This is a genomic window from Bacillus sp. z60-11, assembly GCF_046464135.1.
In the GTDB taxonomy this organism is placed as follows: Bacteria; Bacillota; Bacilli; order Bacillales; family Bacillaceae; genus Bacillus; species Bacillus sonorensis_A.
Genome location: NZ_JBIYSN010000009.1, coordinates 37820 through 58372 on the forward strand (window position 1 = coordinate 37820; position 20553 = coordinate 58372).

The 20553-nt window shown below is 44.8% G+C and carries 23 protein-coding genes, 1 rRNA gene, 1 pseudogene and 2 other annotated features; all 25 genes and pseudogenes read right to left on the minus strand.

Annotated elements, in window-relative coordinates:
• Positions 1-13: 13 nt before the first annotated feature.
• Complete coding sequence (locus ACINLD_RS20915) at positions 14-619, minus strand: class I SAM-dependent methyltransferase (protein WP_026586074.1); 606 nt, start codon at positions 617-619, stop codon at positions 14-16.
• A gap of 139 nt (positions 620-758) precedes the next feature.
• Entirely contained in the window at positions 759-1130 is a 372-nt protein-coding gene (rplL, locus tag ACINLD_RS20920) for a 50S ribosomal protein L7/L12 (RefSeq protein ID WP_026586075.1), read from the minus strand.
• Between the two features lie 42 nt (positions 1131-1172).
• Complete coding sequence (gene rplJ / locus ACINLD_RS20925; RefSeq protein ID WP_026586076.1) at positions 1173-1673, minus strand: 50S ribosomal protein L10; 501 nt, start codon at positions 1671-1673, stop codon at positions 1173-1175.
• Positions 1674-1743: 70 nt separating this feature from the next.
• Positions 1744-1884: a sequence feature (ribosomal protein L10 leader region), on the minus strand.
• Between the two features lie 48 nt (positions 1885-1932).
• Positions 1933-2631, minus strand: a complete 699-nt coding sequence (gene rplA, locus ACINLD_RS20930; RefSeq protein WP_410207169.1) for a 50S ribosomal protein L1 — start codon at positions 2629-2631, stop codon at positions 1933-1935.
• Between the two features lie 102 nt (positions 2632-2733).
• Positions 2734-3159: a 50S ribosomal protein L11 gene (rplK, locus tag ACINLD_RS20935; protein ID WP_003178300.1), complete on the minus strand. Its 426-nt coding sequence runs from the start codon at positions 3157-3159 to the stop codon at positions 2734-2736.
• 170 nt (positions 3160-3329) lie between these two features.
• A complete protein-coding gene (gene nusG / locus ACINLD_RS20940; protein ID WP_026586078.1) occupies positions 3330-3863 on the minus strand; it encodes a transcription termination/antitermination protein NusG in 534 nt (177 codons plus the stop codon).
• Positions 3864-4038: 175 nt separating this feature from the next.
• Complete coding sequence (gene secE, locus ACINLD_RS20945; protein WP_026586079.1) at positions 4039-4209, minus strand: preprotein translocase subunit SecE; 171 nt, start codon at positions 4207-4209, stop codon at positions 4039-4041.
• Positions 4210-4244: 35 nt separating this feature from the next.
• A complete protein-coding gene (gene rpmG, locus ACINLD_RS20950; RefSeq protein ID WP_006640304.1) occupies positions 4245-4394 on the minus strand; it encodes a 50S ribosomal protein L33 in 150 nt (49 codons plus the stop codon).
• 82 nt (positions 4395-4476) lie between these two features.
• Positions 4477-5148 carry an RNA polymerase sporulation sigma factor SigH gene (gene sigH / locus ACINLD_RS20955; protein ID WP_026586080.1) on the minus strand — a complete coding sequence of 224 codons (672 nt, stop codon included), beginning with the start codon at positions 5146-5148 and terminating at the stop codon, positions 4477-4479.
• A gap of 63 nt (positions 5149-5211) precedes the next feature.
• On the minus strand, positions 5212-5724 hold the full coding sequence (gene rae1 / locus ACINLD_RS20960; RefSeq protein WP_410207170.1) for a ribosome-dependent mRNA decay endonuclease Rae1/YacP: 513 nt from the start codon (positions 5722-5724) through the stop codon (positions 5212-5214).
• A gap of 6 nt (positions 5725-5730) precedes the next feature.
• Positions 5731-6480, minus strand: a complete 750-nt coding sequence (rlmB, locus tag ACINLD_RS20965; RefSeq protein WP_077735271.1) for a 23S rRNA (guanosine(2251)-2'-O)-methyltransferase RlmB — start codon at positions 6478-6480, stop codon at positions 5731-5733.
• A pseudogene (locus tag ACINLD_RS20970) lies at positions 6434-6893 on the minus strand (Mini-ribonuclease 3). The gene rlmB and the pseudogene ACINLD_RS20970 overlap by 47 nt, the downstream one beginning before the upstream one ends.
• Before the next feature lie 2 nt (positions 6894-6895).
• Entirely contained in the window at positions 6896-8299 is a 1404-nt protein-coding gene (cysS, locus tag ACINLD_RS20975; protein WP_077735270.1) for a cysteine--tRNA ligase, read from the minus strand.
• Positions 8296-8946, minus strand: a complete 651-nt coding sequence (gene cysE / locus ACINLD_RS20980; RefSeq protein ID WP_026586085.1) for a serine O-acetyltransferase — start codon at positions 8944-8946, stop codon at positions 8296-8298. Before cysE ends, cysS begins: the two co-directional genes overlap by 4 nt.
• A 73-nt stretch (positions 8947-9019) precedes the next feature.
• Positions 9020-9251 (minus strand) — a binding site (T-box leader).
• Positions 9252-10709 carry a glutamate--tRNA ligase gene (gene gltX / locus ACINLD_RS20985; protein WP_026586086.1) on the minus strand — a complete coding sequence of 486 codons (1458 nt, stop codon included), beginning with the start codon at positions 10707-10709 and terminating at the stop codon, positions 9252-9254.
• 79 nt (positions 10710-10788) lie between these two features.
• Positions 10789-11265, minus strand: coding sequence for a 2-C-methyl-D-erythritol 2,4-cyclodiphosphate synthase (gene ispF, locus ACINLD_RS20990; protein ID WP_026586087.1), 477 nt, complete (start codon positions 11263-11265; stop codon positions 10789-10791).
• Entirely contained in the window at positions 11258-11953 is a 696-nt protein-coding gene (gene ispD, locus ACINLD_RS20995; protein ID WP_026586088.1) for a 2-C-methyl-D-erythritol 4-phosphate cytidylyltransferase, read from the minus strand. Before ispD ends, ispF begins: the two co-directional genes overlap by 8 nt.
• 14 nt (positions 11954-11967) lie before the next feature.
• Positions 11968-13056 (minus strand): PIN/TRAM domain-containing protein, encoded by a 1089-nt coding sequence (locus ACINLD_RS21000; RefSeq protein ID WP_026586089.1) that lies wholly within the window; start codon positions 13054-13056, stop codon positions 11968-11970.
• Between the two features lie 106 nt (positions 13057-13162).
• Positions 13163-14239: a DNA integrity scanning diadenylate cyclase DisA gene (gene disA, locus ACINLD_RS21005; protein ID WP_026586090.1), complete on the minus strand. Its 1077-nt coding sequence runs from the start codon at positions 14237-14239 to the stop codon at positions 13163-13165.
• Positions 14240-14242: 3 nt separating this feature from the next.
• Positions 14243-15622: a DNA repair protein RadA gene (gene radA, locus ACINLD_RS21010; protein ID WP_026586091.1), complete on the minus strand. Its 1380-nt coding sequence runs from the start codon at positions 15620-15622 to the stop codon at positions 14243-14245.
• Positions 15623-15699: 77 nt separating this feature from the next.
• A complete protein-coding gene (gene clpC, locus ACINLD_RS21015; protein ID WP_026586092.1) occupies positions 15700-18132 on the minus strand; it encodes an ATP-dependent protease ATP-binding subunit ClpC in 2433 nt (810 codons plus the stop codon).
• Positions 18129-19220: a protein arginine kinase gene (locus ACINLD_RS21020; RefSeq protein WP_026586093.1), complete on the minus strand. Its 1092-nt coding sequence runs from the start codon at positions 19218-19220 to the stop codon at positions 18129-18131. The genes clpC and ACINLD_RS21020 overlap by 4 nt, the downstream gene beginning before the upstream one ends.
• Positions 19220-19780 carry a UvrB/UvrC motif-containing protein gene (locus tag ACINLD_RS21025; protein WP_026586094.1) on the minus strand — a complete coding sequence of 187 codons (561 nt, stop codon included), beginning with the start codon at positions 19778-19780 and terminating at the stop codon, positions 19220-19222. The genes ACINLD_RS21020 and ACINLD_RS21025 overlap by 1 nt, the downstream gene beginning before the upstream one ends.
• A 14-nt stretch (positions 19781-19794) precedes the next feature.
• Positions 19795-20259 carry a CtsR family transcriptional regulator gene (locus tag ACINLD_RS21030; protein ID WP_026586095.1) on the minus strand — a complete coding sequence of 155 codons (465 nt, stop codon included), beginning with the start codon at positions 20257-20259 and terminating at the stop codon, positions 19795-19797.
• Positions 20260-20434: 175 nt separating this feature from the next.
• Positions 20435-20550: ribosomal RNA gene (gene rrf, locus ACINLD_RS21035) — 5S ribosomal RNA — on the minus strand.
• Between the last annotated feature and the right edge of the window lie 3 nt (positions 20551-20553).

Consider the following 20553-nt stretch of genomic DNA (forward strand, 5'->3'; position numbering starts at 1 on the left):
CTGAAAATTCGAGTCAAACTTTTTTTGCTCTGATGATATAGTACCCTTTCTTTTTTTGAACGACTTCAACGTCCGCAAAAAGTTCTTTTAATTTATCAATGGCAGAAGGACCGCCTTGTTTTTTCTGAATGACGACCCACAAGTCGCCTGAAGGCCGCAAATGTTCAGCGCTGTTTTCAAAGATGGCGTGTACTGTTTTTTTCCCGGCACGTATAGGGGGATTTGTGATAATGGAAGCGAATTTTTTTGCAGGTTCGACGTTGGAAAACAGATCGCTTTGATATACTTCAACATTGTTGATCTGATTGTTTAACGCGTTTTCCTTCGATAGTTCGACAGCTCTTTCATTGACATCAATCATGTGAACCGTCCGATCTTCGAAATCCGCAGCAAGCGAAAGGCCAATCGGGCCATATCCGCAGCCTACATCCAAAAAATCACCTTCTGCATCAGGTTCACGGAAAGCTTCAATCAGCAGCCTTGAACCAAAGTCCACCTCTTTTTTTGAAAAGACCCCGCTGTCGCTGATAAAAGTAAACGTCCGGTTTCTCAAACGAAATGTCCACGTTTTTCTGCTGCTTTTTGCTGAAGGTTTTTCCGAATAATAATGGTCAGTCATCACAGAACCTCCTCAGTTGGTGAACTCTCCAGATATCTTGAGACAAGATGGCTTTTCTTATGCGGAAGGGACTACAATTAATTAGCAAAGAAAAAGCCCGCTTTTAAAAGCGAGCTTTCCCCTAAAGATTAGGTGAAGATTACTTAACTTCTACAGAAGCGCCAACTTCTTCAAGTTTAGCTTTAAGCTCTTCAGCTTCTTCTTTCGCAATACCTTCTTTAAGAGGTTTTGGCGTGTTGTCAACAAGTTCTTTAGCTTCTTTCAAGCCAAGACCAGTGATTTCACGAACAACTTTGATAACTTTGATTTTTTGATCCCCTGCACCAGCAAGAACAAGATCAAATTCAGTTTTCTCTTCAGCAGCAGCGCCGCCAGCAGCTCCACCAGCTACAGCTACAGGAGCAGCAGCAGTTACGCCAAATTCTTCTTCGATTGCTTTTACTAAGTCGTTCAATTCAAGCACAGTTGCTTCTTTAACGGAAGCAATGATTTCTTCGATATTTAAAGCCATTTGTAATTCCTCCATTTGTTTTAAATTTGAAAAACGATTAAATTAAGCGCCTTGTTCTTCCTTCTGATCTGCCACAGCTTTTGCAGCAAGAGCAAGGTTGCGAACTGGAGCTTGAAGTACGCTAAGCAACATGGAAAGCAAGCCTTCGCGTGATGGAAGTTCAGCAAGAGCTTTCACTTCTTCAACAGTAGCAACATTGCCTTCGATAACGCCGGCTTTGATTTCAAGAGCTTCGTGCTTTTTAGCAAACTCGTTAAGAACTTTAGCCGGAGCGACAACATCTTCAGTGCTGAATGCAATCGCATTCGGTCCAGTTAAGAAATCGTTCAAACCACTCAGTTCAGCTTGTTCAACCGCACGGCGAGTCATTGTATTTTTGTAAACTTTGAACTCAACGTTAGCTTCGCGAAGCTGTTTACGAAGTTCTGTTACTTCAGATACGTTAAGACCGCGATAGTCAACGATGATCGTTGATTTACTTTCTTTCAGTTTAGAAGCAATCTCTTCGACAACAACTTTTTTTGTTTCAATTGCGCTGCTCATGGTTACACCTCCTGTAAGAATTCATTTGTGTAACACTTATACCGTTTGGTGATCACGTTCTTTAACGACTGGTTTCATATAAAAAGCCTCCATTCGACATGGAGGCTGTATATACAAGCATCGTAGCGTAAAGCTGTGATATATATACACCTCGGTAGGAAATTAAGCCTTGAAAGGCACCTACTGTCTACGGTATAAATGGACATATTTTATTATACAACGCTATGAATTATATCAAAGCGCGTGATAAGAGTCAATATTATTTTACGTTAAAAGTTGAAGGGTCCACTTTGATTCCAGGTCCCATTGTAGATGTAACAGATACGTTTTTCACGTATACACCTTTAGCAGCAGCAGGTTTTGCTTTCAAAATTGTGTCATACATTGTCGCGAAGTTTTCAACAAGCTTCCCTTCTTCGAATGACACTTTTCCGATTGGAACATGGATGTTTCCTGCTTTATCGACGCGGTATTCAACTTTACCCGCTTTGATTTCTTTAACTGCTTTTTCAACTTCAAATGTAACGGTTCCTGTTTTAGGGTTTGGCATCAGACCTTTTGGTCCAAGCACGCGTCCGATTTTACCGACTTCACCCATCACGTCAGGAGTTGCAACGATGACATCAAAATCAAACCAGCCTTGCTGGATTTTGTTGATGTAATCAGCATCGCCTACATAATCTGCACCAGCAGCTTCAGCTTCTTTCGCTTTTTCTCCTTTAGCGAAAACAAGGACGCGCTGCGTTTTACCTGTTCCGTTTGGAAGAACAACTGCACCGCGGATTTGCTGGTCGTTTTTACGAGGGTCAACACCTAAACGAAACGCTGCTTCAACAGTAGCGTCGAATTTAGCTGTGTTTGTTTTTTTCACAAGCTCGATCGCTTCGTTTACATCGTAAGCTTTTGTACGCTCTACAAGCTTGGCAGCTTCGACGTATTTTTTACCTTTTTTAGCCATTTTAAAATTTCCTCCTTAGTGGTTTTAGCGGAATAACCTCCCACGAATAAGGGTTGCGAACTTGTCTAATCCAAACTCGCAACCCAGCAAAGAAACAAAAGATTAATCTTCGATCACAATACCCATACTGCGGGCAGTTCCTTCAACCATACGCATAGCCGCTTCAACATCTGCCGCATTCAGGTCAGGCATTTTTGTTTCGGCGATTTCACGTACTTTATCGCGTTTAACGGTTGCGACTTTATTACGGTTAGGCTCACCAGAACCTGACTCAATTCCAGCCGCTTTTTTAAGCAATACAGCAGCAGGCGGAGTTTTTGTAATAAATGTAAATGAACGGTCTTCGTAAACCGAAATTTCTACAGGAATGATAAGACCAGCCTGGTCAGATGTACGAGCGTTAAACTCCTTACAGAATCCCATGATGTTAACACCGGCTTGACCTAATGCAGGACCAACTGGCGGAGCTGGATTCGCTTTCCCAGCAGGAATTTGCAATTTTACAACTTTAACTACTTTTTTAGCCACGAGACACACCTCCTTAAAGTCCGTGATGTGGTAATAGGGTGAACCCTCCCACTCAAGGTCTCATTCTTTATATGAATGATGAAAATATCAAGCTAGCTGCCTTGGCGTTTTTGCCAAGACGCACCTTTGTATATTACCACTTTTATATAGTGATTTCAAGCGCTTTTCCATTACAATTTGTCAACTTGAGTAAATTCGAGCTCAACAGGGGTTTCCCTTCCGAACATGTTGACAAATACTTTGACTTTGTTTTTGTCATGGTCGATTTCTTCAATCGTCCCTGTGAAATCGGCAAATGGACCATCGATGACTTTAACGGTTTCTTTCAGTTCAAAGTCAACTTCTGTTTTTCTTTCTTCAAGTCCCATCCGCTTCAGAATTTTTTCCGCTTCCCCCGGAAGCAAAGCCGTCGGTTTTGAACCGGACCCCGCTGAACCGACAAATCCTGTCACCCCCGGCGTATTCCGAACAACATACCAGGAATCGTCCGTCATGACCAGCTCTACAAGAACATAGCCAGGGAACACCTTCTTTTTGACAACCTTTTTCTTGCCGTTTTTAATATCCGTCTCTTCTTCTTCAGGCACAACGACGCGGAAGATTTTATCTTGCATTCCCATCGATTCTACCCGCTTCTCCAAGTTCGCCTTTACCTTGTTTTCATAACCGGAGTACGTGTGAACAACATACCATTTCTTTTCCATTCTCATTCAGGACCTTTCTAGTCCTTCCCTCCCCACACCTTAAAAGTTTATTGGCCGTACGGGAAACTGACGGTTCTTTTATACGAGCCTCATATTTTGAAACAATGAAAAAACCCGTTAAACGGGTTTTTTGGCAAGTGATATTTAGATCTATTATAACACGTTATGCTGATCATTATTCAACTATTAAACGAATTATTTGCGTAATACCCGAATCGATGAGTGCAAAAAAGATGGCGAAAAAGATAACGGTGGTTATAACGGTGATCGTATAGCGCGTTAACTCTTTTCCTTTAGGCCAGGTGACCTTTTTCATTTCTTTTCCGACATTCTTTAAGAATTTCATAATATAAGAAACCTCCACAACCCAAAAACAAAAGCCTATTTTGTTTCCAGATGTACTGTATGTGAATTGCAGTTATTGCAGTATTTCTTTACTTCGAGCCGTTCAGCCAAAGCTGCGGAGCTTTTCATTGTCGTATAATTACGGTTTCCGCAATTTTTACAGGCCAACGTTATTTTTTTCTTCATGTTTACACCTTTTTCTGGACTAGCATTTCCTAAGTAACATATCACAGTCCTAAAATTGCTGTCAATATGCCATAAGCATCGGCTACAAGCTGATCTCGCGGAGCTCGAGGTACTTTTCAAGCTTCCTTTTGACGCGCTGAAGCGCATTGTCGATTGATTTTACATGGCGGTTTAATTCTTCAGAGATTTCCTGATAGGATCTTCCGTCGAGATAGAGCGCAAGAACTTTTCTTTCCAAATCACTAAGCAATTCTCCCATCTTCAGCTCGATGTCATCGAATTCTTCCTGATTGATAATCAGTTCCTCAGGGTTCATCACTTTCGCTCCTGAAATCACATCGAGAAGCGTCCGGTCTGACTCTTCGTCATAAATGGGCTTGTCCAGCGACACATACGAATTGAGCGGAATATGTTTCTGACGAGTAGCTGTTTTGATAGCGGTAATAATTTGGCGGGTAATGCATAATTCTGCAAAAGCTTTGAATGAAGTCAGCTTGTCCTCTCTAAAATCACGGATAGATTTGTAGAGTCCGATCATGCCTTCCTGAACGATATCTTCCCGATCAGCCCCGATTAAAAAGTAGGATCTCGCTTTTGCCCTTACAAAATTACGGTACTTTGTAATCAAATAATCTAACGCATCACTGTCTCCGACATGAACCATTTCAATGACCTGCTCGTCTTCCAACTGGCAAAACTGTTCTTTGCTGAACTGTTCCTTGCTGAATTTTCCCTGGTTGTTTTGTAAGTTCACTCCGATCCCCCCGACCGCACGTAGATAGAAATATTATACAGTAATGGACAAAAAAGCGTCAACCTAATCCAAATCGCCCCGCCGCCATTTTTCAAAGATCTTCAGGATATCTTCTGATAAAGGAATTTTCCCGACAGGACGTTCTGAGGTGATTTTTTTCACCCTCTTTTCGATTTTTCTTTCAATCGCTTCAACTTCCCTGAGCAGCTCCCTGGCCGATTTGCGCAGTGCCCCCTGGCCAAAGATCGCCCACTGCTCCGTATAATCGGATGTGGCAACGTGGATCTGCGTCTGAATATTGTTCAAATCTGACGCAAGCTTTTCAATCCGTTCGTCGGCCGTTTCATTTTCCCTTGTGAAAATCACCTCTACGCGGTGATTGATTCGTTTTTTCTCGATCCCTTTGACAAGATGCGCATCAAAGACAACAATGACCCGAAAACCGGTGTATGATTGATATTCCGCCATTTTTTGAATCAAAAGGTCCCTGGCTTCTTCAAAGCTGTTCGCTTTCAAATCTTTCAGCTGAGGCCATGCCCCAATCATGTTATAGCCGTCGACTAACAGGATGTCCATCCTTGTCTAATCTCCTAGAGGGCTTCGTTTCCGGTAGACTTCATACAGCAAAAGACCGGCCGCAACCGAGGCGTTCAGCGATGTGACTTTTCCCGCCATGGGCAGGCGGATGAGAAAGTCGCATTTTTCCTTGACAAGCCTTCCCATGCCTTTGCCTTCGCTGCCGATGACAAGCGCGATTGGCATGTTTCCGTCCATCGATCTGTAGTCCTGCTGTCCTGACGCATCGGTGCCGACGACCCAGATGCCCCGCTCTTTCATATCATCCAATGTCCGGGCCAAGTTCGTTACTTTCGCAACCGGAATATGTTCTATCGCACCTGTCGAGGCTTTGGCGACAGTCGTCGTAAGGCCGACGGCACGCCTTTTCGGAATGATGATGCCGTGGGCGCCGACTGCGTCAGCCGTCCGCATAATCGATCCCAGATTATGCGGGTCTTCGATTTCATCCAAAACGATGATAAACGGCTGTTCATTTCTGTCTTCGGCCTTTTGAAAAAGGTCGTCCAGCTCCGCATACTTGTAAGCCGCCACCTGAGCGACGACGCCCTGATGCTGGCCATCAACCATTTGATCAAGCTTTTTTCGCGGGACATAATGAATCGTGATGCCTTTTTTCGCTGCGAGGTCAACGACTTGCTGAGCCTGTCCCTTCACTGTGTTTTCAGCCATCCAAAGCTTGTACAGTTCACGGTCCGATTTCAACGTTTCAATTACCGCGTTTTTCCCTATGACATAATCGTGCTGCTGACTCATTTGACTTCCTCCCTGCCGTCCCGTTTTTCCAACGCTTTTTTGATGAGCTCATCAAGCCTTTCTTCCCTGTTTTCAAGGAAAAGGTACCCGATAACGGCTTCAAAAGCTGTACTGTAACGGTACGTTTGGACATCCGTGTTTTTTGGCACCGTTCCGGATTTTGCATTCCGCCCTCTTCTCAGCACAGCCTTTTCTTCTTCGGTGAAAAAGCCCTGCTCCTCAAGGGCAAACAGCATGCTCGCCTGCGATTTTGCGGACACATAGCGGCTTGACCGCTTATGCAGATCATTGGGCTTGGTCATGCCTTGCTTTAACAGGTGATGCCTGACGTATATTTCCAAAACGGCATCACCCATATAGGCAAGCGCCAAACCATTTAATTGTTTGGCGTCTTTAATGGTTTCCAAGTTCATGTTTATGATTCTCCTCTTTTCCAGCGCGTTCCTTGAGGAGTATCCTCCAAGATGATGTTCATGCTTTTCAGCTTGTCGCGAATTTGGTCTGATGTGGCAAAGTCGCGGTTTTTGCGTGCTTCGTTCCGCTTTTCGATCAGCTCCTCGACTTCCCTGTCCAACAGCTCTTGCTCCTTGAGCGAAAAGCCGAGCACAGTGCAAATTTCATCAAACAGCTGAAGGAATGCTTGAATGACGTGTTCAGCGGTATTTTTCTCCTGCAGATAGTAGTTGGCGTGTTTGGCCAGGTCAAACAGGACGGAAATCGCATTCGCCGTGTTAAAATCGTCATCCATTGCCGTTTCAAATGCGTTTCTTTGCTCCTCGATTTTTTCAAGCCATTCGGAATCGCCCTCTGTTAAATTTGTACTGCTTTTCAGGCGGTGTTGCAAATTGCTATAAGCTGTTTTTAGACGCCCAAAAGCGTTTTTTGTGTTCTCGAGAAGTTCGACCGAATAGTTGATCGGATGTCTGTAATGAACAGACAGCATGAAAAATCGCAGCACTTGCGGATCATGCTCTTTAATAATGTCATGCACAAGCACAAAGTTGCCGAGCGATTTTGACATTTTTTCATTATCGATATTAATGTAGCCGTTATGAAGCCAATATTTCGCGAACGGCTTCCCTGTCAATGCTTCCGATTGGGCAATTTCGTTTTCATGATGCGGGAAGGCCAGATCCTGACCGCCGGCGTGAATGTCGATCGAATCGCCCAAATATTTTCTCGCCATCGCAGAGCACTCGATATGCCAGCCGGGACGGCCTTTTCCCCAAGGGCTTTCCCAGGAGATTTCGTTATCTTTAGCCGCTTTCCATAATGTAAAATCGAGCGCATCTTCTTTCTTTTCGCCCACTTGAATCCGGGCGCCTGATCTCAGCTCATCGACCGATTGGTGAGACAGCTTTCCATAGCCTGCAAACGATCTTGTTTTATAATAAACATCTCCGTCCGCCTCATAGGCATAGCCCTTATCGATCAGCGTCTGAATAAAATCGATGATTTCATCCATGTTTTCAGTGACGCGCGGATGGCAGTCAGCTTTTGTGCAGCCCAGTGAACCGACGTCTTCGAAGTATGCCTTAATAAAGCGTTCGGCGATGACCGGCACTTCCTCTCCAAGCTCATTAGCCGCTTTAATTAATTTGTCATCGACATCTGTAAAATTGGAGACATATTGGACGTCATAGCCTTTATACTCTAAATACTTTCTGACCGTATCATAAACGATAGCCGGCCTTGCGTTTCCGATATGGATGTAGTTATAGACGGTCGGACCGCACACATACATTTTGACCTTGCCTTCTTCAATAGGCACAAACGGCTCTTTTTTTCGCGTGAGTGTATTATACAGTTTAAGTGTCACAGCTCATCTTCCCTTTCTTTTCTCTGGAGCTCCTGTTTCAGCTGCCTGATTTCATTTTCCAGCTCTTTAAAGCGGTCAGCCACCGGATCGGGCAAATCCTGATGATTCAGGTCGCGCTTAATTTTCTTGCCATTTTGCACGACGACGCGCCCCGGGATGCCGACAACGGTGGAGCATTCAGGGACGTCGTGCAGGACGACGGACCCAGCGCCGATCTTTGATCCTCTCCCAATCGTAATCGAGCCCAGCACCTTTGCCCCTGTTGATATGAGAGCATCATCCTCGATTGTCGGATGCCTTTTTCCTTTTTCTTTTCCTGTCCCTCCGAGCGTTACGCCTTGAAAAACCGTGACATTGTTGCCGATCTCACAGGTTTCGCCGATTACGACCCCCATCCCGTGATCGATGAAAAACCTCCTGCCGATCTTTGCCCCCGGATGAATTTCGATTCCCGTAAAGAAGCGGGCGATTTGAGAGATGATTCTGGCGATAAAAAATCTTTTTCTTTTATATAAAGCATGTGCAATTCGGTGCGCCCATATAGCATGCAATCCTGAATATGTTAAGATGACTTCGAAATAACTTCTTGCAGCCGGATCTTGGTCAAAAACAACATCTACGTCTTCTTTCAGCATTTTAAAAAACACATGATTCCCCCCGTTTCCCCGCTTCCTTCTGTCCTTTTGTTCCGGCGATATAAAAAAAACGCCTCTGTCATCTGACAGAGACGCTTTTTGACGCGCGGTTCCACTCTGTTTAGAAAACAGGCGCAGCTGTTTTCTCAACTTTCATCCATAACGGCGGATACCGCCTTTGAATACTTGTCATCAAACGTTCTTCAAAGGTCTCAAGAGGCGCATTTCTAAAGCCTGGCGCTTAAGTCTTTTCCAGCCGATGAAGACTCTCTCTTTAAAGGCCGTGGCTTTATACTTCTCCCTGTCAGCGATTTATCTTATTGATTAATGTTATTCAGCCGTTTTAAAACGGTGTCTTTTCCTAACAGCTCAATGGACTGAGGCAGCTCAGGCCCGTGAGTTTGGCCGGTTGTCGCCACGCGGATCGGCATAAACAGCTTTTTCCCTTTATGCCCCGTTTCCTTCTGAACGGCTTTGATCGATTGCTTAATCTCATCCGCAGTAAAATCCTCAAGCTGTTCAAGCTTTTCGGAAAACACCCGCAGCACTTCCGGAACCTGTTCTTCTTCTAAAACCGTCCTTGCTTCACGATTATACTGGATTTCGTCTTTAAAGAACAACTCTGTTAACTCGACAATTTCTGCACCGAAGCTGAGCTGCTCCTGGTAGAGGGAAATCAGCTTGCGAACCCAATCCTTTTCGCTTCCGGCGAGCTCTTCGGAAACCTTGCCGGCTTTCTGCAAGTGGGGGACAGTCAGTTCAACGACCTGATCAAGGTCAAGCTTTTTCACATACTGGTTGTTGACCCATTTCAGTTTATGCGCGTCAAACACAGCCGGTGATTTTGATAAACGATTCACATCAAATATCTCAATAAACTGTTCCTTTGTAAACAGTTCTTCTTCTCCGACAGGCGACCAGCCAAGGAGCGCGATAAAGTTAAAGAGCGCTTCCGGCAAATAGCCGAGCTCCTCGTACTGTTCGATGAATTGTATGATCGATTCATCGCGTTTGCTGAGCTTTTTGCGGTTTTCATTGACGATCAGCGTCATATGTCCAAAAGTCGGGACATCCCAGCCGAACGCATTGTATATCATAATCTGCTTCGGCGTATTTGAAATATGATCCTCTCCGCGAAGCACATGCGTCATTTTCATCAGATAGTCATCGACCGCCACCGCAAAATTGTAAGTCGGCGTTCCATCTTTTTTTACGATGACAAAGTCGCCGATGCCGTCTGTTTCAAAAGAAATTTCATCTTTGACAATATCGTTAAAGGTGATGACTTCACCTTGAGGAACTTTAAAGCGGATGCTCGGCTGTCTGCCTTCAGCCTCAAGCTTTTCCTGTTCTTCTTTCGTCAAATTGCGGCATTTTCCGGAGTAGCGCGGCATTTCTCCGCGGGCCGCCTGTTCCTCCCGTTCCTTTTCAAGCTCTTCTTCCGTGCAGTAGCACTTATAAGCAAGGCCTTTTTCAAGAAGCTCCTCATAGTATGTCTTGTAAATATCATTTCTTTCGGATTGGCGGTATGGTCCATATTCGCCGCCGACATCCACACCTTCATCCCAGTCGATCCCGAGCCATTTTAAATAGTTGAGCTGGCTTTGCTCTCCGCCTTCAATATTCCGCTTTTTATCCGTGTCTTCAATGCGGATGATGAACTTCCCGCCTTGGCTCCGGGCGAACAAATAATTGAAGAGAGCCGTTCTGGCATTCCCGATATGTAAATGGCCGGTTGGACTCGGCGCATAACGAACGCGAACTTCGTTTCCCATCTGTCTACTTCCTTTCGTCTCAATGAGAGTTCAAATTTATTCTTATTCTATCATCAAATGAATCGGTCTTCAAAATGAATTATGCCTTTTGGAGCAGAACTGAAGCCTGGGCGGCAATTCCTTCAGCTCTTCCCGTAAACCCGAGCTTTTCCGTCGTTGTCGCTTTCACATTAATTTGCGAAACTTCCGCTTCCAATCCTTCGGCAATTCTGGCTCTCATGTCTTCGATGTAGGGAGCCATCTTTGGTTTTTGAGCGATGATTGTACAATCAAGGTTTCCAAGCGTATAGCCTTTTTCTTTCACAAGCTGCCATACGCGGCGAAGAAGCTTAAATGAATCGGCATCTTTGAATTCAGGATCGGTATCGGGAAAATGCTTCCCGATATCGCCTTCCCCGATGGCACCGAGGCAGGCATCGGCAATCGTATGTAAAAGTACATCAGCATCTGAATGTCCGAGAAGGCCCTTTTCATAAGGAATCGTGATTCCCCCTATAATGAGCGGCCTGCCTTCTTGAAGCTGATGAACGTCAAACCCTTGTCCAATTCTAAACATGTTCATTCCTCTTTTCCGCTTCTAATATCGCTTCGGCAATAAGCAAGTCATCCGGAGTCGTCAGCTTAATATTCCGGTAATCTCCTTGAACAATCGCGACCTTGCCGCCCGCTTCCTCGACGAGGCTGGCGTCATCGGTTCCAAGAAAGCCACTTGCTTCCGCTTCGAGATGAGCGTTCATCAGAATAGAAAGACGAAAAGCTTGTGGGGTTTGAGCGGCCCACAAGCTTGAACGTTCGATCGTTCCGTCTATCTTATCGTCTTGAACGCGTTTTATTGTATCTTTAACAGGGACGGCCAAAATTGCAGCACCTGTTTGTTCGGCTTTATTGACGAGCTGTTCGATCTGCTCCTGTTTAATGAATGGTCTTGCTCCGTCATGAACAAGGACCATCTCCCCTCTTCCGGCCGCTTTGATGCCTTGAAAAACGCTGTGCTGGCGCTCCTTTCCTCCCGGTACGACCTCGATCAGGGTTTTGAAATGGTATTGTTTCAAAAGGGCGTTGAATTCCCCGAATTCTTGCTCATTGATGACTAAAATCATTCTTTTACAGGCATCATGGTTGTCAAACACCTGTAGAGTATGAATTATAACAGGTATTCCTTTTGCCTCGATAAACAGTTTGTTTTTCCCGGCGTTCATTCGCTTGCCTTGCCCGGCAGCAAGAATGACGACTTCATAGTTCATGTTCTTTCCCCTTTTTAAAGCGCCTTTTCCAGCAGTTTCGGCTTGGCGAATATCATTCTGCCGGCTGCCGTCTGCAGCACACTGGTCACAAGCACGTCGATATGTTTGCCGATATAGTTTCGCCCTTCTTCAACGACAATCATTGTGCCATCGTCTAAATAAGCCACACCTTGATTGTGTTCTTTTCCGTCTTTAATCACCTGTACTTTCATTTCTTCTCCAGGAAGAACGACAGGTTTGACGGCGTTGGCAAGGTCGTTGATGTTTAATACAGCTACCTTCTGCAGTTCGCACACCTTATTCAAGTTAAAATCGTTCGTCACGACTACACCTGAAGTCAGCTTTGCAAGTTTGACCAGTTTACTGTCAACTTCCTGGATGTCTTCAAAATCGCCCTCGTAAATTTCAACTTTGATATCCAATTCTTTTTGAATCCGATTCAAAATATCAAGCCCTCTCCGTCCTCTGTTGCGTTTCAGGACGTCGGAAGAGTCGGCGATGTGCTGAAGCTCCTCCAGTACAAACTGCGGAATCACAATAACGCCTTCCAGAAAACCGGTCTGACAAATATCAGCAATTCTCCCATCTATAATAACACTTGTATCTAAAATTTTCAGCTTTTTGTCTTCTTCAGTACGCTCTTCTTCAGCGGCACCTTTTTTCTTCCTTGTAGAAAAAAGGGTGAGCATTTCGTCTTTTTTCTTAAAGCCGACCCGAAATCCGAGGTAGCCCAGGAATGCGGCTAAAACAAGCGGAATCACCGTGCTGATCGGTTGGTACGGGATGTCTTTTAACGGAATAACGTTGACGATAAGATAAGCGAGCATAAGTCCGAAGATCAATCCTAGTGAGCCAAACAACAAATCTGATACAGGAGCTTTTATCAGGGAATCCTCAATCCATTTCACCCAATTAATCACATAATCCGCACACCAGATGCCCAGAAGAAAAAAGATGATAGCTCCCAAACAAGCGGACACATAAGGGTTTGTTATTAAAGGTATGTCCTGTACATTTAACAGTACAAACAATTCCGGTATGAGAAAAATACCGATAACGCCTCCCAAAATCGCAAAGAACGCTTGAACTATTCGTTTTAACATACCTTCACCTCCTTTTATTTTTTTGAATACAGCTGCTGTAGTGAAAATAAAATTAAAAATAATATACCCATAAATTGCATATTTTAATCGTTTTTAGGATAAATTCTCACAGCTGCCTGTCAATATAATGTTTTTCCTGAAGCCTTTTTAAACCTTTCTTTATCTTTTGGGCACGAACAGCCCCAATTCCTTCCACTTCGTCCAATTCTTTTACATCCGCTTCAATGATAAGCTTTAAATGGCCGAACGCTTCCACAACATTTTCGACAATCGGCATTGGCAGGCGGGGGATTTTATGAAGCAGCCTGTAGCCTCGCGGAAAGACGTATTCTTCCATGTTCGTTGAAGCCGAATAACCGAGAAGCTTAAGCAGAATGGAATCATCCAGCAATTCAAAACTCGACATATCCTGGAGCGTTTTGAGCAGGACAAACGGGTCTTTAATTTTTTCTTTGACATAGTCTTTTACGAACAGCGCCGCTTCCTGTTCCATGTCTGTGATCAGCTCGCTTACTTGAAGCCTGATGAGGTGCCCTTCTGTTCCGAGCTCTTTAATGTACATGTTGATTTCATTTTTAATTCGCAGCACCATTTCATAGCGGTGCATAACGGAAATGACATCTCCGAATGTGACAAGCTCTTCAAATTCCAAAGCGCTTAAAGTGGAAATTGCGTTGTCCAAAATTAATTTATACTTTTCAAGGGTCTGTATAGCCTGATTGGCTTTTGTTAAAATAAAGCCGATATCCTTAAGGATATATTTCATATTTTCCTGATAAAGCGTGATCACGTTCCGTCTTTCAGATATGGCGATGATCAGACAACCTGTCTGTTTGGCCACCCGTTCAGCCGTCCTGTGCCTCATCCCCGTCTCTGATGAAGGTATCGTCGCCTCAGGCATAAGCTGCGTATTGGCGTACAAAATCTTTTGTCCTGAGTCGCTGAGGATAATCGCACCGTCCATTTTCGCCAGCTCATACAAATGGGCCGGAGAAAAAGCGGAGTTTATATGAAATCCTCCGTCAACCACTTCTTTAACTTTATCGTTAAAACCGACAACAATTAATCCTCCTGTTTTTGCCCGAAGCACATTTTCGATTCCTTCGCGAAGAGGCGTGCCGGGGGCGACAAACTGTAATATTTCTGAAAGATCCTGTTTCGCTCCTTTTTTTTCTTTTTCCATATATCATGATCCTCCTAATGAAGCTCGAAGGGCCTCAGCAACATTTTCAACACCGACGACCTCAATTCCCTTCGGCTTGGTCCAGCCTTCCACATTGGCAGAAGGGATAATCATTCTTTTGAAACCAAGCTTTGCGGCTTCTTGAACCCTCTGTTCAATTCTTGATACTCTGCGGACCTCTCCCGTAAGGCCGACCTCGCCGATAAAGCAATCTGTCGGTTGAGGCGGAGCATCCCTGAAGCTTGACGCGATACTGATTGCAACGGCAAGGTCGATCGCGGGCTCATCCAGCTTCACTCCGCCGGCAACTTTTAAATATGCATCTTGATTTTGCAGCAGGAGACCCACTCTTTTTTCGAGAACCGCCATGAGCAGGGAGACGCGATTATGATCGATTCCGGTAGCCATTCTGCGCGGATTCCCGAAGCTGGTAGGTGAGATCAGCGCTTGAATTTCGACCAGAACCGGTCTAGTGCCTTCCATTGAGGCGACAACGCTTGACCCGGCGGCACCTGCCGAACGTTCTTCGAGAAAAATTTCCGACGGATTCAGCACCTCTGTCAAGCCTTCTTCTCTCATTTCAAAAATCCCCATCTCGTTTGTCGATCCAAACCTGTTTTTAACAGCTCTTAAAATCCGGAATGTGTGATGGCGTTCTCCTTCAAAATAAAGAACGGTGTCGACCATGTGCTCAAGCAGTCTCGGGCCGGCAATCGAGCCCTCTTTTGTGACATGGCCGACGATAAATATTGGAATCCCTTTTGTTTTGGCAATTCTCATCAGCTCAGCGGTGCATTCCCTTACCTGGGATACGCTGCCCGGGGCTGATGTAATATCGCTTTGGTAAACGGTTTGAATGGAGTCTACCACCACAAATGAAGGGTTCATCTCTTCTATAGAAGACGTAATATACTCCATATCGGTTTCAGATAAAACGTGAAGAGTTGGACTGTTGATGCCGAGGCGGTCCGCTCTCAGCTTTGTTTGTTTGACCGATTCTTCCCCTGATATGTACAGGACATTTTCCTTCAAATCAGCAAGCTGGGCAGACACCTGCAGCAGCAAAGTGGATTTTCCGATACCTGGGTCACCGCCGATTAACACGAGCGATCCCTTGACGATGCCATTTCCCAAAACGCGGTTGAACTCGCGCAATTTCGTTTGGATCCTCGGCTCTTCCGTCGTTTCAATTGATGTAATGGGGGATGGCTTTTGCACCTTTTGGATGGAATGTGAAAAGGCGGTTCTTCTGTTAGCGGCCTGCTTTTTGATCATTTCTTCGACCATGGTGTTCCATGCGCCGCATCCCGGACACTTCCCCATCCATTTGGCTGATTCATAGCCGCATGATTGACAAATAAATTTACTTTTCGTTTTAGCCATTGCTTTTTCAAAACGCTCCCTTTATAAGAAAGTGAGGCATACTGATAAATCGTATGCCTCTTTCCTTTGTCTCTATATTAGTTCGTTTTCGCTTCTGTTTTTACGACAAATTCTCCGTTATCTACATCGAGAACAATATGCTGGCCTTTTTCAATATGACCTTTCAGAAGTTCCTCAGACAGACGGTCTTCGACGTGTTTTTGGATGGCCCTTCTGAGTGGACGGGCGCCGTACTCAAGGTCGACTCCTTCTTCAGCGATTTTTTCTTTAGCCGCTTCTGTCAGCTCGATTGAAAGATCCTGTTCTTTCAGACGTTTGGTCAATTGCTCTGACATGAGGGAGACAATGTCCTTCAGATGTTTTTTCTCCAGAGAGTGGAAGACGATGATCTCATCTATCCGGTTAATAAACTCCGGTCTGAAAGCGCGTTTTAATTCGCCCATGACCTTATCTTTCATATCTTTGTAAGTCTGGGTCTCATCCTGCACGTTAAAACCGACGTATTTATTTCTTCTCAGCTCGCTGGCTCCTACGTTGGAAGTCATGATGAGAATCGTATTTCTAAAGTCTACGGTGCGGCCTTTTGAATCAGTCAGGCGTCCATCCTCGAGAACTTGAAGCAGAATGTTAAAAACGTCAGGGTGCGCTTTTTCAATCTCATCAAGCAAGACGACTGAATAAGGTTTTCTTCTTACTTTTTCCGTCAGCTGTCCGCCTTCATCATAGCCGACATATCCAGGAGGCGAGCCGACTAGTCTTGATGTGGAGTGCTTCTCCATGTACTCAGACATGTCAATGCGAATCATCGCTTCTTCATCACCAAAAATAGATTCCGCAAGTGCGCGGGCAAGCTCTGTTTTACCGACACCTGTCGGACCGAGGAAAATAAATGAACCGATCGGACGTTTCGGATCTTTTAGTCCGGCCCGCGCCCGTCTGACAGCTTTGGCAACGGCGACAACCGCTTCATCCTGGCCGATTACCCGTGAATGAAGAATTTGTTCCATATTCAGGAGCTTATCTGTTTCCGTCTGGGCGATTTTTGAAACCGGCACCCCGGTCCAGCTTGATACGACCATCGCGATATCCTCAACTGTTACTTCGGAGTTTTCTTGCCCTTGCTTTTCTTTCCAAGTTTTCTTTGTTTCTTCAACCTGTTCCCTCAGGCGCTGTTCTGTATCACGCAGAGATGCTGCTTTCTCAAATTCCTGGCTTTGGACGGCGGCATCTTTTTCTTTGCGCACCTCATCAAGCTTTTGTTCAAGCTCTTTTAAATTAGGAGGCGTTGTGAAGGAACGCAGGCGAACCTTTGAACCGGCCTCATCGATTAAATCGATCGCTTTGTCAGGCAGGAACCGGTCTGAAATATAGCGGTCTGACAGCTTCACGGCTGCTTCGATCGCTTCATCGGTGATCGATACGCGATGGTGTGCCTCATAGCGGTCTCTCAGCCCTCTCAAAATCTGAATGCTTTCTTCAGGTGACGGCTGATCGACTTGAATCGGCTGAAAACGGCGTTCAAGCGCAGCGTCTTTTTCAATGTATTTTCTATATTCATCAAGGGTTGTCGCCCCGATGCATTGCAGTTCTCCCCGAGCAAGCGACGGCTTCAGGATATTGGAGGCATCGATTGCTCCTTCCGCACCTCCAGCGCCGATCAACGTATGCAATTCATCGATAAATAAGATGATATTGCCGGCCTGGCGGATTTCATCCATCACTTTTTTAAGGCGGTCTTCAAATTCCCCGCGGTATTTCGTGCCTGCAACGACAGTGCCCATATCAAGCGTCATAACGCGTTTGTCTCGTAAAATTTCCGGCACTTCGTTGTTGATGATCTGCTGGGCCAAGCCTTCGGCTATCGCTGTTTTACCGACACCAGGCTCCCCGATTAACACGGGATTGTTTTTTGTTCTTCTGCTCAGCACTTCAATGACGCGCTGAATTTCTTTGCTCCGGCCGATAACGGGATCAAGGCTGTCTTCTTTGGCAATCGCCGTCAAATCGCGGGCAAGGCTGTCTAAGGTAGGTGTATTGGCATTGCTGTTCGCCCCCGACGCGGCGCCTCCGCTCTCATTGCTGCCCAAAAGCTGCAATACTTGCTGTCTCGCTTTATTTAAGCTGACCCCTAAATTGTTCAGCACTCTCGCTGCTACGCCTTCTCCTTCGCGAATTAAGCCCAAGAGGATGTGTTCGGTTCCCACGTATGAGTGTCCCAGCTTTCTTGCCTCATCCATGGCAAGTTCGGTCACTTTTTTGGCTCTTGGTGTGTAGTGGATGGATTGGGACATTTCCTGCCCGCGGCCGATCAGGCTTTCAACCTCTTTTTGAATTTTGTCGGGGCTGAGCCCCAATGCCTGAAGCGCCTTTGCGGCAATGCCCTCACCCTCACGAACAAGGCCGAGGAGAATATGTTCTGTCCCAATGTTATTATGGCCGAGACGCAGAGCTTCTTCTTGAGCAAGCGCCAATACTTTTTGTGCTCTTTCTGTAAATCTTCCAAACATCATATCGTTTCATCCTCCTGTCTATTGCCGTTGTTTTCTAATTTCAACCGCTCTCTGATAAGAGTCGCTCTTCTGACATCCCTCTCGTTTGCTCTCAGGGCGCCTCCGGAATACTGCTGGAGAAAACCGGGCTGAGTCAGGATCATCAATTCATTAAGTATGTTGCTGGAAAGGCCTTTAATGATTCCAAGGTCAATGCCGAGACGCACGTCTGAAAGACATCTTGCCGTCTCTTTCGACTCGATCATGCGGCAGTTGGAAAGCACGCCGTAGGATCTGTAGACCCGGTCTTCAAGCTCAATTTGTGATGTCTGATAAAGCGCCTTTCGTGCCGAACGTTCTTGTTCGATCAGTTGGGCTACCACGCTATTAAGATCTTCAACAATGTCATGCTCTGATTTTCCAAGGGTGATTTGGTTTGAAATCTGAAAGATATTTCCTAATGCTTCGCTGCCTTCACCGTAAATTCCTCTAACAACAAGCCCTAATTGGTTAATTGCCGGAATAATTCGGTTGATCTGCCTAGTTAACACCAAAGCGGGAAGATGCATCATCACGGATGCCCTCAGTCCCGTTCCGACATTTGTCGGGCAACTGGTCAAGTAGCCTCTTTGCTCTGAAAAAGCATAATCGACACGCTCTTCAATCCAGTCATCGACTTTGTTTGCCGCATTTAAAGCTTCTGACAGCTGAAATCCTGGGAAAAGACATTGAATACGGATATGATCTTCTTCATTTAACATGATGCTGACTTCTTCGTTTTCAGAAAGAAGGCATGCACCAAACGAAGCTTCTGTTAAATGAGGGCTGATCAAATGTTTTTCCACCAGTACCCTTTTTTCCAGCGGCTGTACCTGCTCCATTTTCACCATCTCAAATTTCCCAATGCCAGGCACTTCATATCCGGTAAATTGTTCTTCAAATAAAGCAATAATCGCCGATGCTTCTTCATTTGAAAAAAGTGTTGGAAAACGGACTTTCTCTAAATTTCGCGCAAGACGGATCCGACTGCTCAGGACGATGTCACTTTCAGGGCCTTCCTGCCGCATCCAGTTGCTTAAAGCGTTCTGAATAAAATGCTGCAGTGACATCAGTCTTCCCCCTCCTTATTGTCTGCTTTCACATTTTGTTCAAGTGACCTGATCTGATCTCTAATGGTGGCCGCTTTTTCAAACTCTTCCTGTTGAATCAATTCTGAAAGCTCTTTTTTCAATGTCTCAATTTGTCTTCGGACATGCAGGTTTCCACCAATTCTTTTCGGAATTTTTCCAGCATGGACTGTATTTCCGCTGTGGACTTTTCTTAAAATGGGTGTAATGTAGGAATGAAATGTTTTATAGCACTCCGAACATCCAAAACGCCCTGTTTTTCTGAATTCGGAAAACGTCATATGACACTTTTTGCATCGAAGAACTTGTTCAGGCTGCTGTTTAAACAGCTGAGCCTCGCTGCTGTTTGTAAAAGAAGAATCCAAATTCAAAAGTCCTGACAGCAAATTATGGATGGAAAATCCGCTATTTTCATTCATAGAGTATGAATCACTGTTCTCTTTTGCACATTGTTCACAGATATGCATTTCTCTTTTTTCGCCATTTATAACTTTTGTAAAATGAAAAGTAGCCGGCCTTTTATTACATTCTTGACATATCACGCTTCTCACCCGCTTTACTTAAATTTAAGTGACGTAAGCATGGCCTTCATCATTCTTGCTCTTAACTCATCACGTTCAGGTAAATCAATGTATAAAACAGAACGATCCATTACACTGACCATCAATTTCGCTTCGCTTTTCGTGATCACACCGTTTTCCAGAAGCCGCAAAATAATGTCATCTGAAGCAGCTTGTGAAAGTCTCGTGTAGATTTGATTCATAATATTATCGATCAAATCTGTTTTGTCGTTCATTTTAATTTTAATGATGCGGATATAGCCGCCGCCTCCCCTTTTGCTTTCGACAATATATCCGCGCTCACTTGTAAATCGCGTATTGATAACGTAATTGATCTGGGAAGGGACACATTGAAATTTATCAGCTAATTCACTCCGTTTAATTTCCAAAATTTCCTTCCCATTTGTTTCTAAAACTTGTTTTAGATACTGTTCAATGATATCAGAAATATTCTTCCCCACTCAGCCCCCTCCTTCACTTGACTTTGACTATATTTGACTTTAACTTTACTATAAGTGGTTTTTAATTTTTTTTCAACTAATTGCTCTTGCTCCTTTATTATTTCCACTTTTGACTGTCGTAAAACTTTGAAAAAACAAAAAAAGACCAGCTTATTTAAAGCTGGTCTTTTACGTTGCTTGGCGGCGTCCTACTCTCACAGGGGGAAGCCCCCAACTACCATCGGCGCTGAAGAGCTTAACTTCCGTGTTCGGCATGGGAACGGGTGTGACCTCTTCGCTATCGCCACCAAACCT

Coding starts and splice junctions, on each gene's coding strand:
- ACINLD_RS20915 (WP_026586074.1), bottom strand. CDS start 619: ATGACTGACCATTATTATTCGGAAAAACCTTCAGCAAAAAGCAGCAGA.
- rplL (WP_026586075.1), bottom strand. CDS start 1,130: ATGGCTTTAAATATCGAAGAAATCATTGCTTCCGTTAAAGAAGCAACT.
- rplJ (WP_026586076.1), bottom strand. CDS start 1,673: ATGAGCAGCGCAATTGAAACAAAAAAAGTTGTTGTCGAAGAGATTGCT.
- rplA (WP_410207169.1), bottom strand. CDS start 2,631: ATGGCTAAAAAAGGTAAAAAATACGTCGAAGCTGCCAAGCTTGTAGAG.
- nusG (WP_026586078.1), bottom strand. CDS start 3,863: ATGGAAAAGAAATGGTATGTTGTTCACACGTACTCCGGTTATGAAAAC.
- secE (WP_026586079.1), bottom strand. CDS start 4,209: ATGAAATTCTTAAAGAATGTCGGAAAAGAAATGAAAAAGGTCACCTGG.
- rpmG (WP_006640304.1), bottom strand. CDS start 4,394: ATGAAGAAAAAAATAACGTTGGCCTGTAAAAATTGCGGAAACCGTAAT.
- rae1 (WP_410207170.1), bottom strand. CDS start 5,724: ATGGACATCCTGTTAGTCGACGGCTATAACATGATTGGGGCATGGCCT.
- rlmB (WP_077735271.1), bottom strand. CDS start 6,480: ATGAGTCAGCAGCACGATTATGTCATAGGGAAAAACGCGGTAATTGAA.
- gltX (WP_026586086.1), bottom strand. CDS start 10,709: ATGGGAAACGAAGTTCGCGTTCGTTATGCGCCGAGTCCAACCGGCCAT.
- ispF (WP_026586087.1), bottom strand. CDS start 11,265: ATGTTTAGAATTGGACAAGGGTTTGACGTTCATCAGCTTCAAGAAGGC.
- ispD (WP_026586088.1), bottom strand. CDS start 11,953: ATGAACTATGAAGTCGTCATTCTTGCTGCCGGGCAAGGCAAGCGAATG.
- ACINLD_RS21000 (WP_026586089.1), bottom strand. CDS start 13,056: ATGTTAAAACGAATAGTTCAAGCGTTCTTTGCGATTTTGGGAGGCGTT.
- disA (WP_026586090.1), bottom strand. CDS start 14,239: ATGGAAAAAGAAAAAAAAGGAGCGAAACAGGATCTTTCAGAAATATTA.
- radA (WP_026586091.1), bottom strand. CDS start 15,622: ATGGCTAAAACGAAAAGTAAATTTATTTGTCAATCATGCGGCTATGAA.
- clpC (WP_026586092.1), bottom strand. CDS start 18,132: ATGATGTTTGGAAGATTTACAGAAAGAGCACAAAAAGTATTGGCGCTT.
- ACINLD_RS21020 (WP_026586093.1), bottom strand. CDS start 19,220: ATGTCACTGCAGCATTTTATTCAGAACGCTTTAAGCAACTGGATGCGG.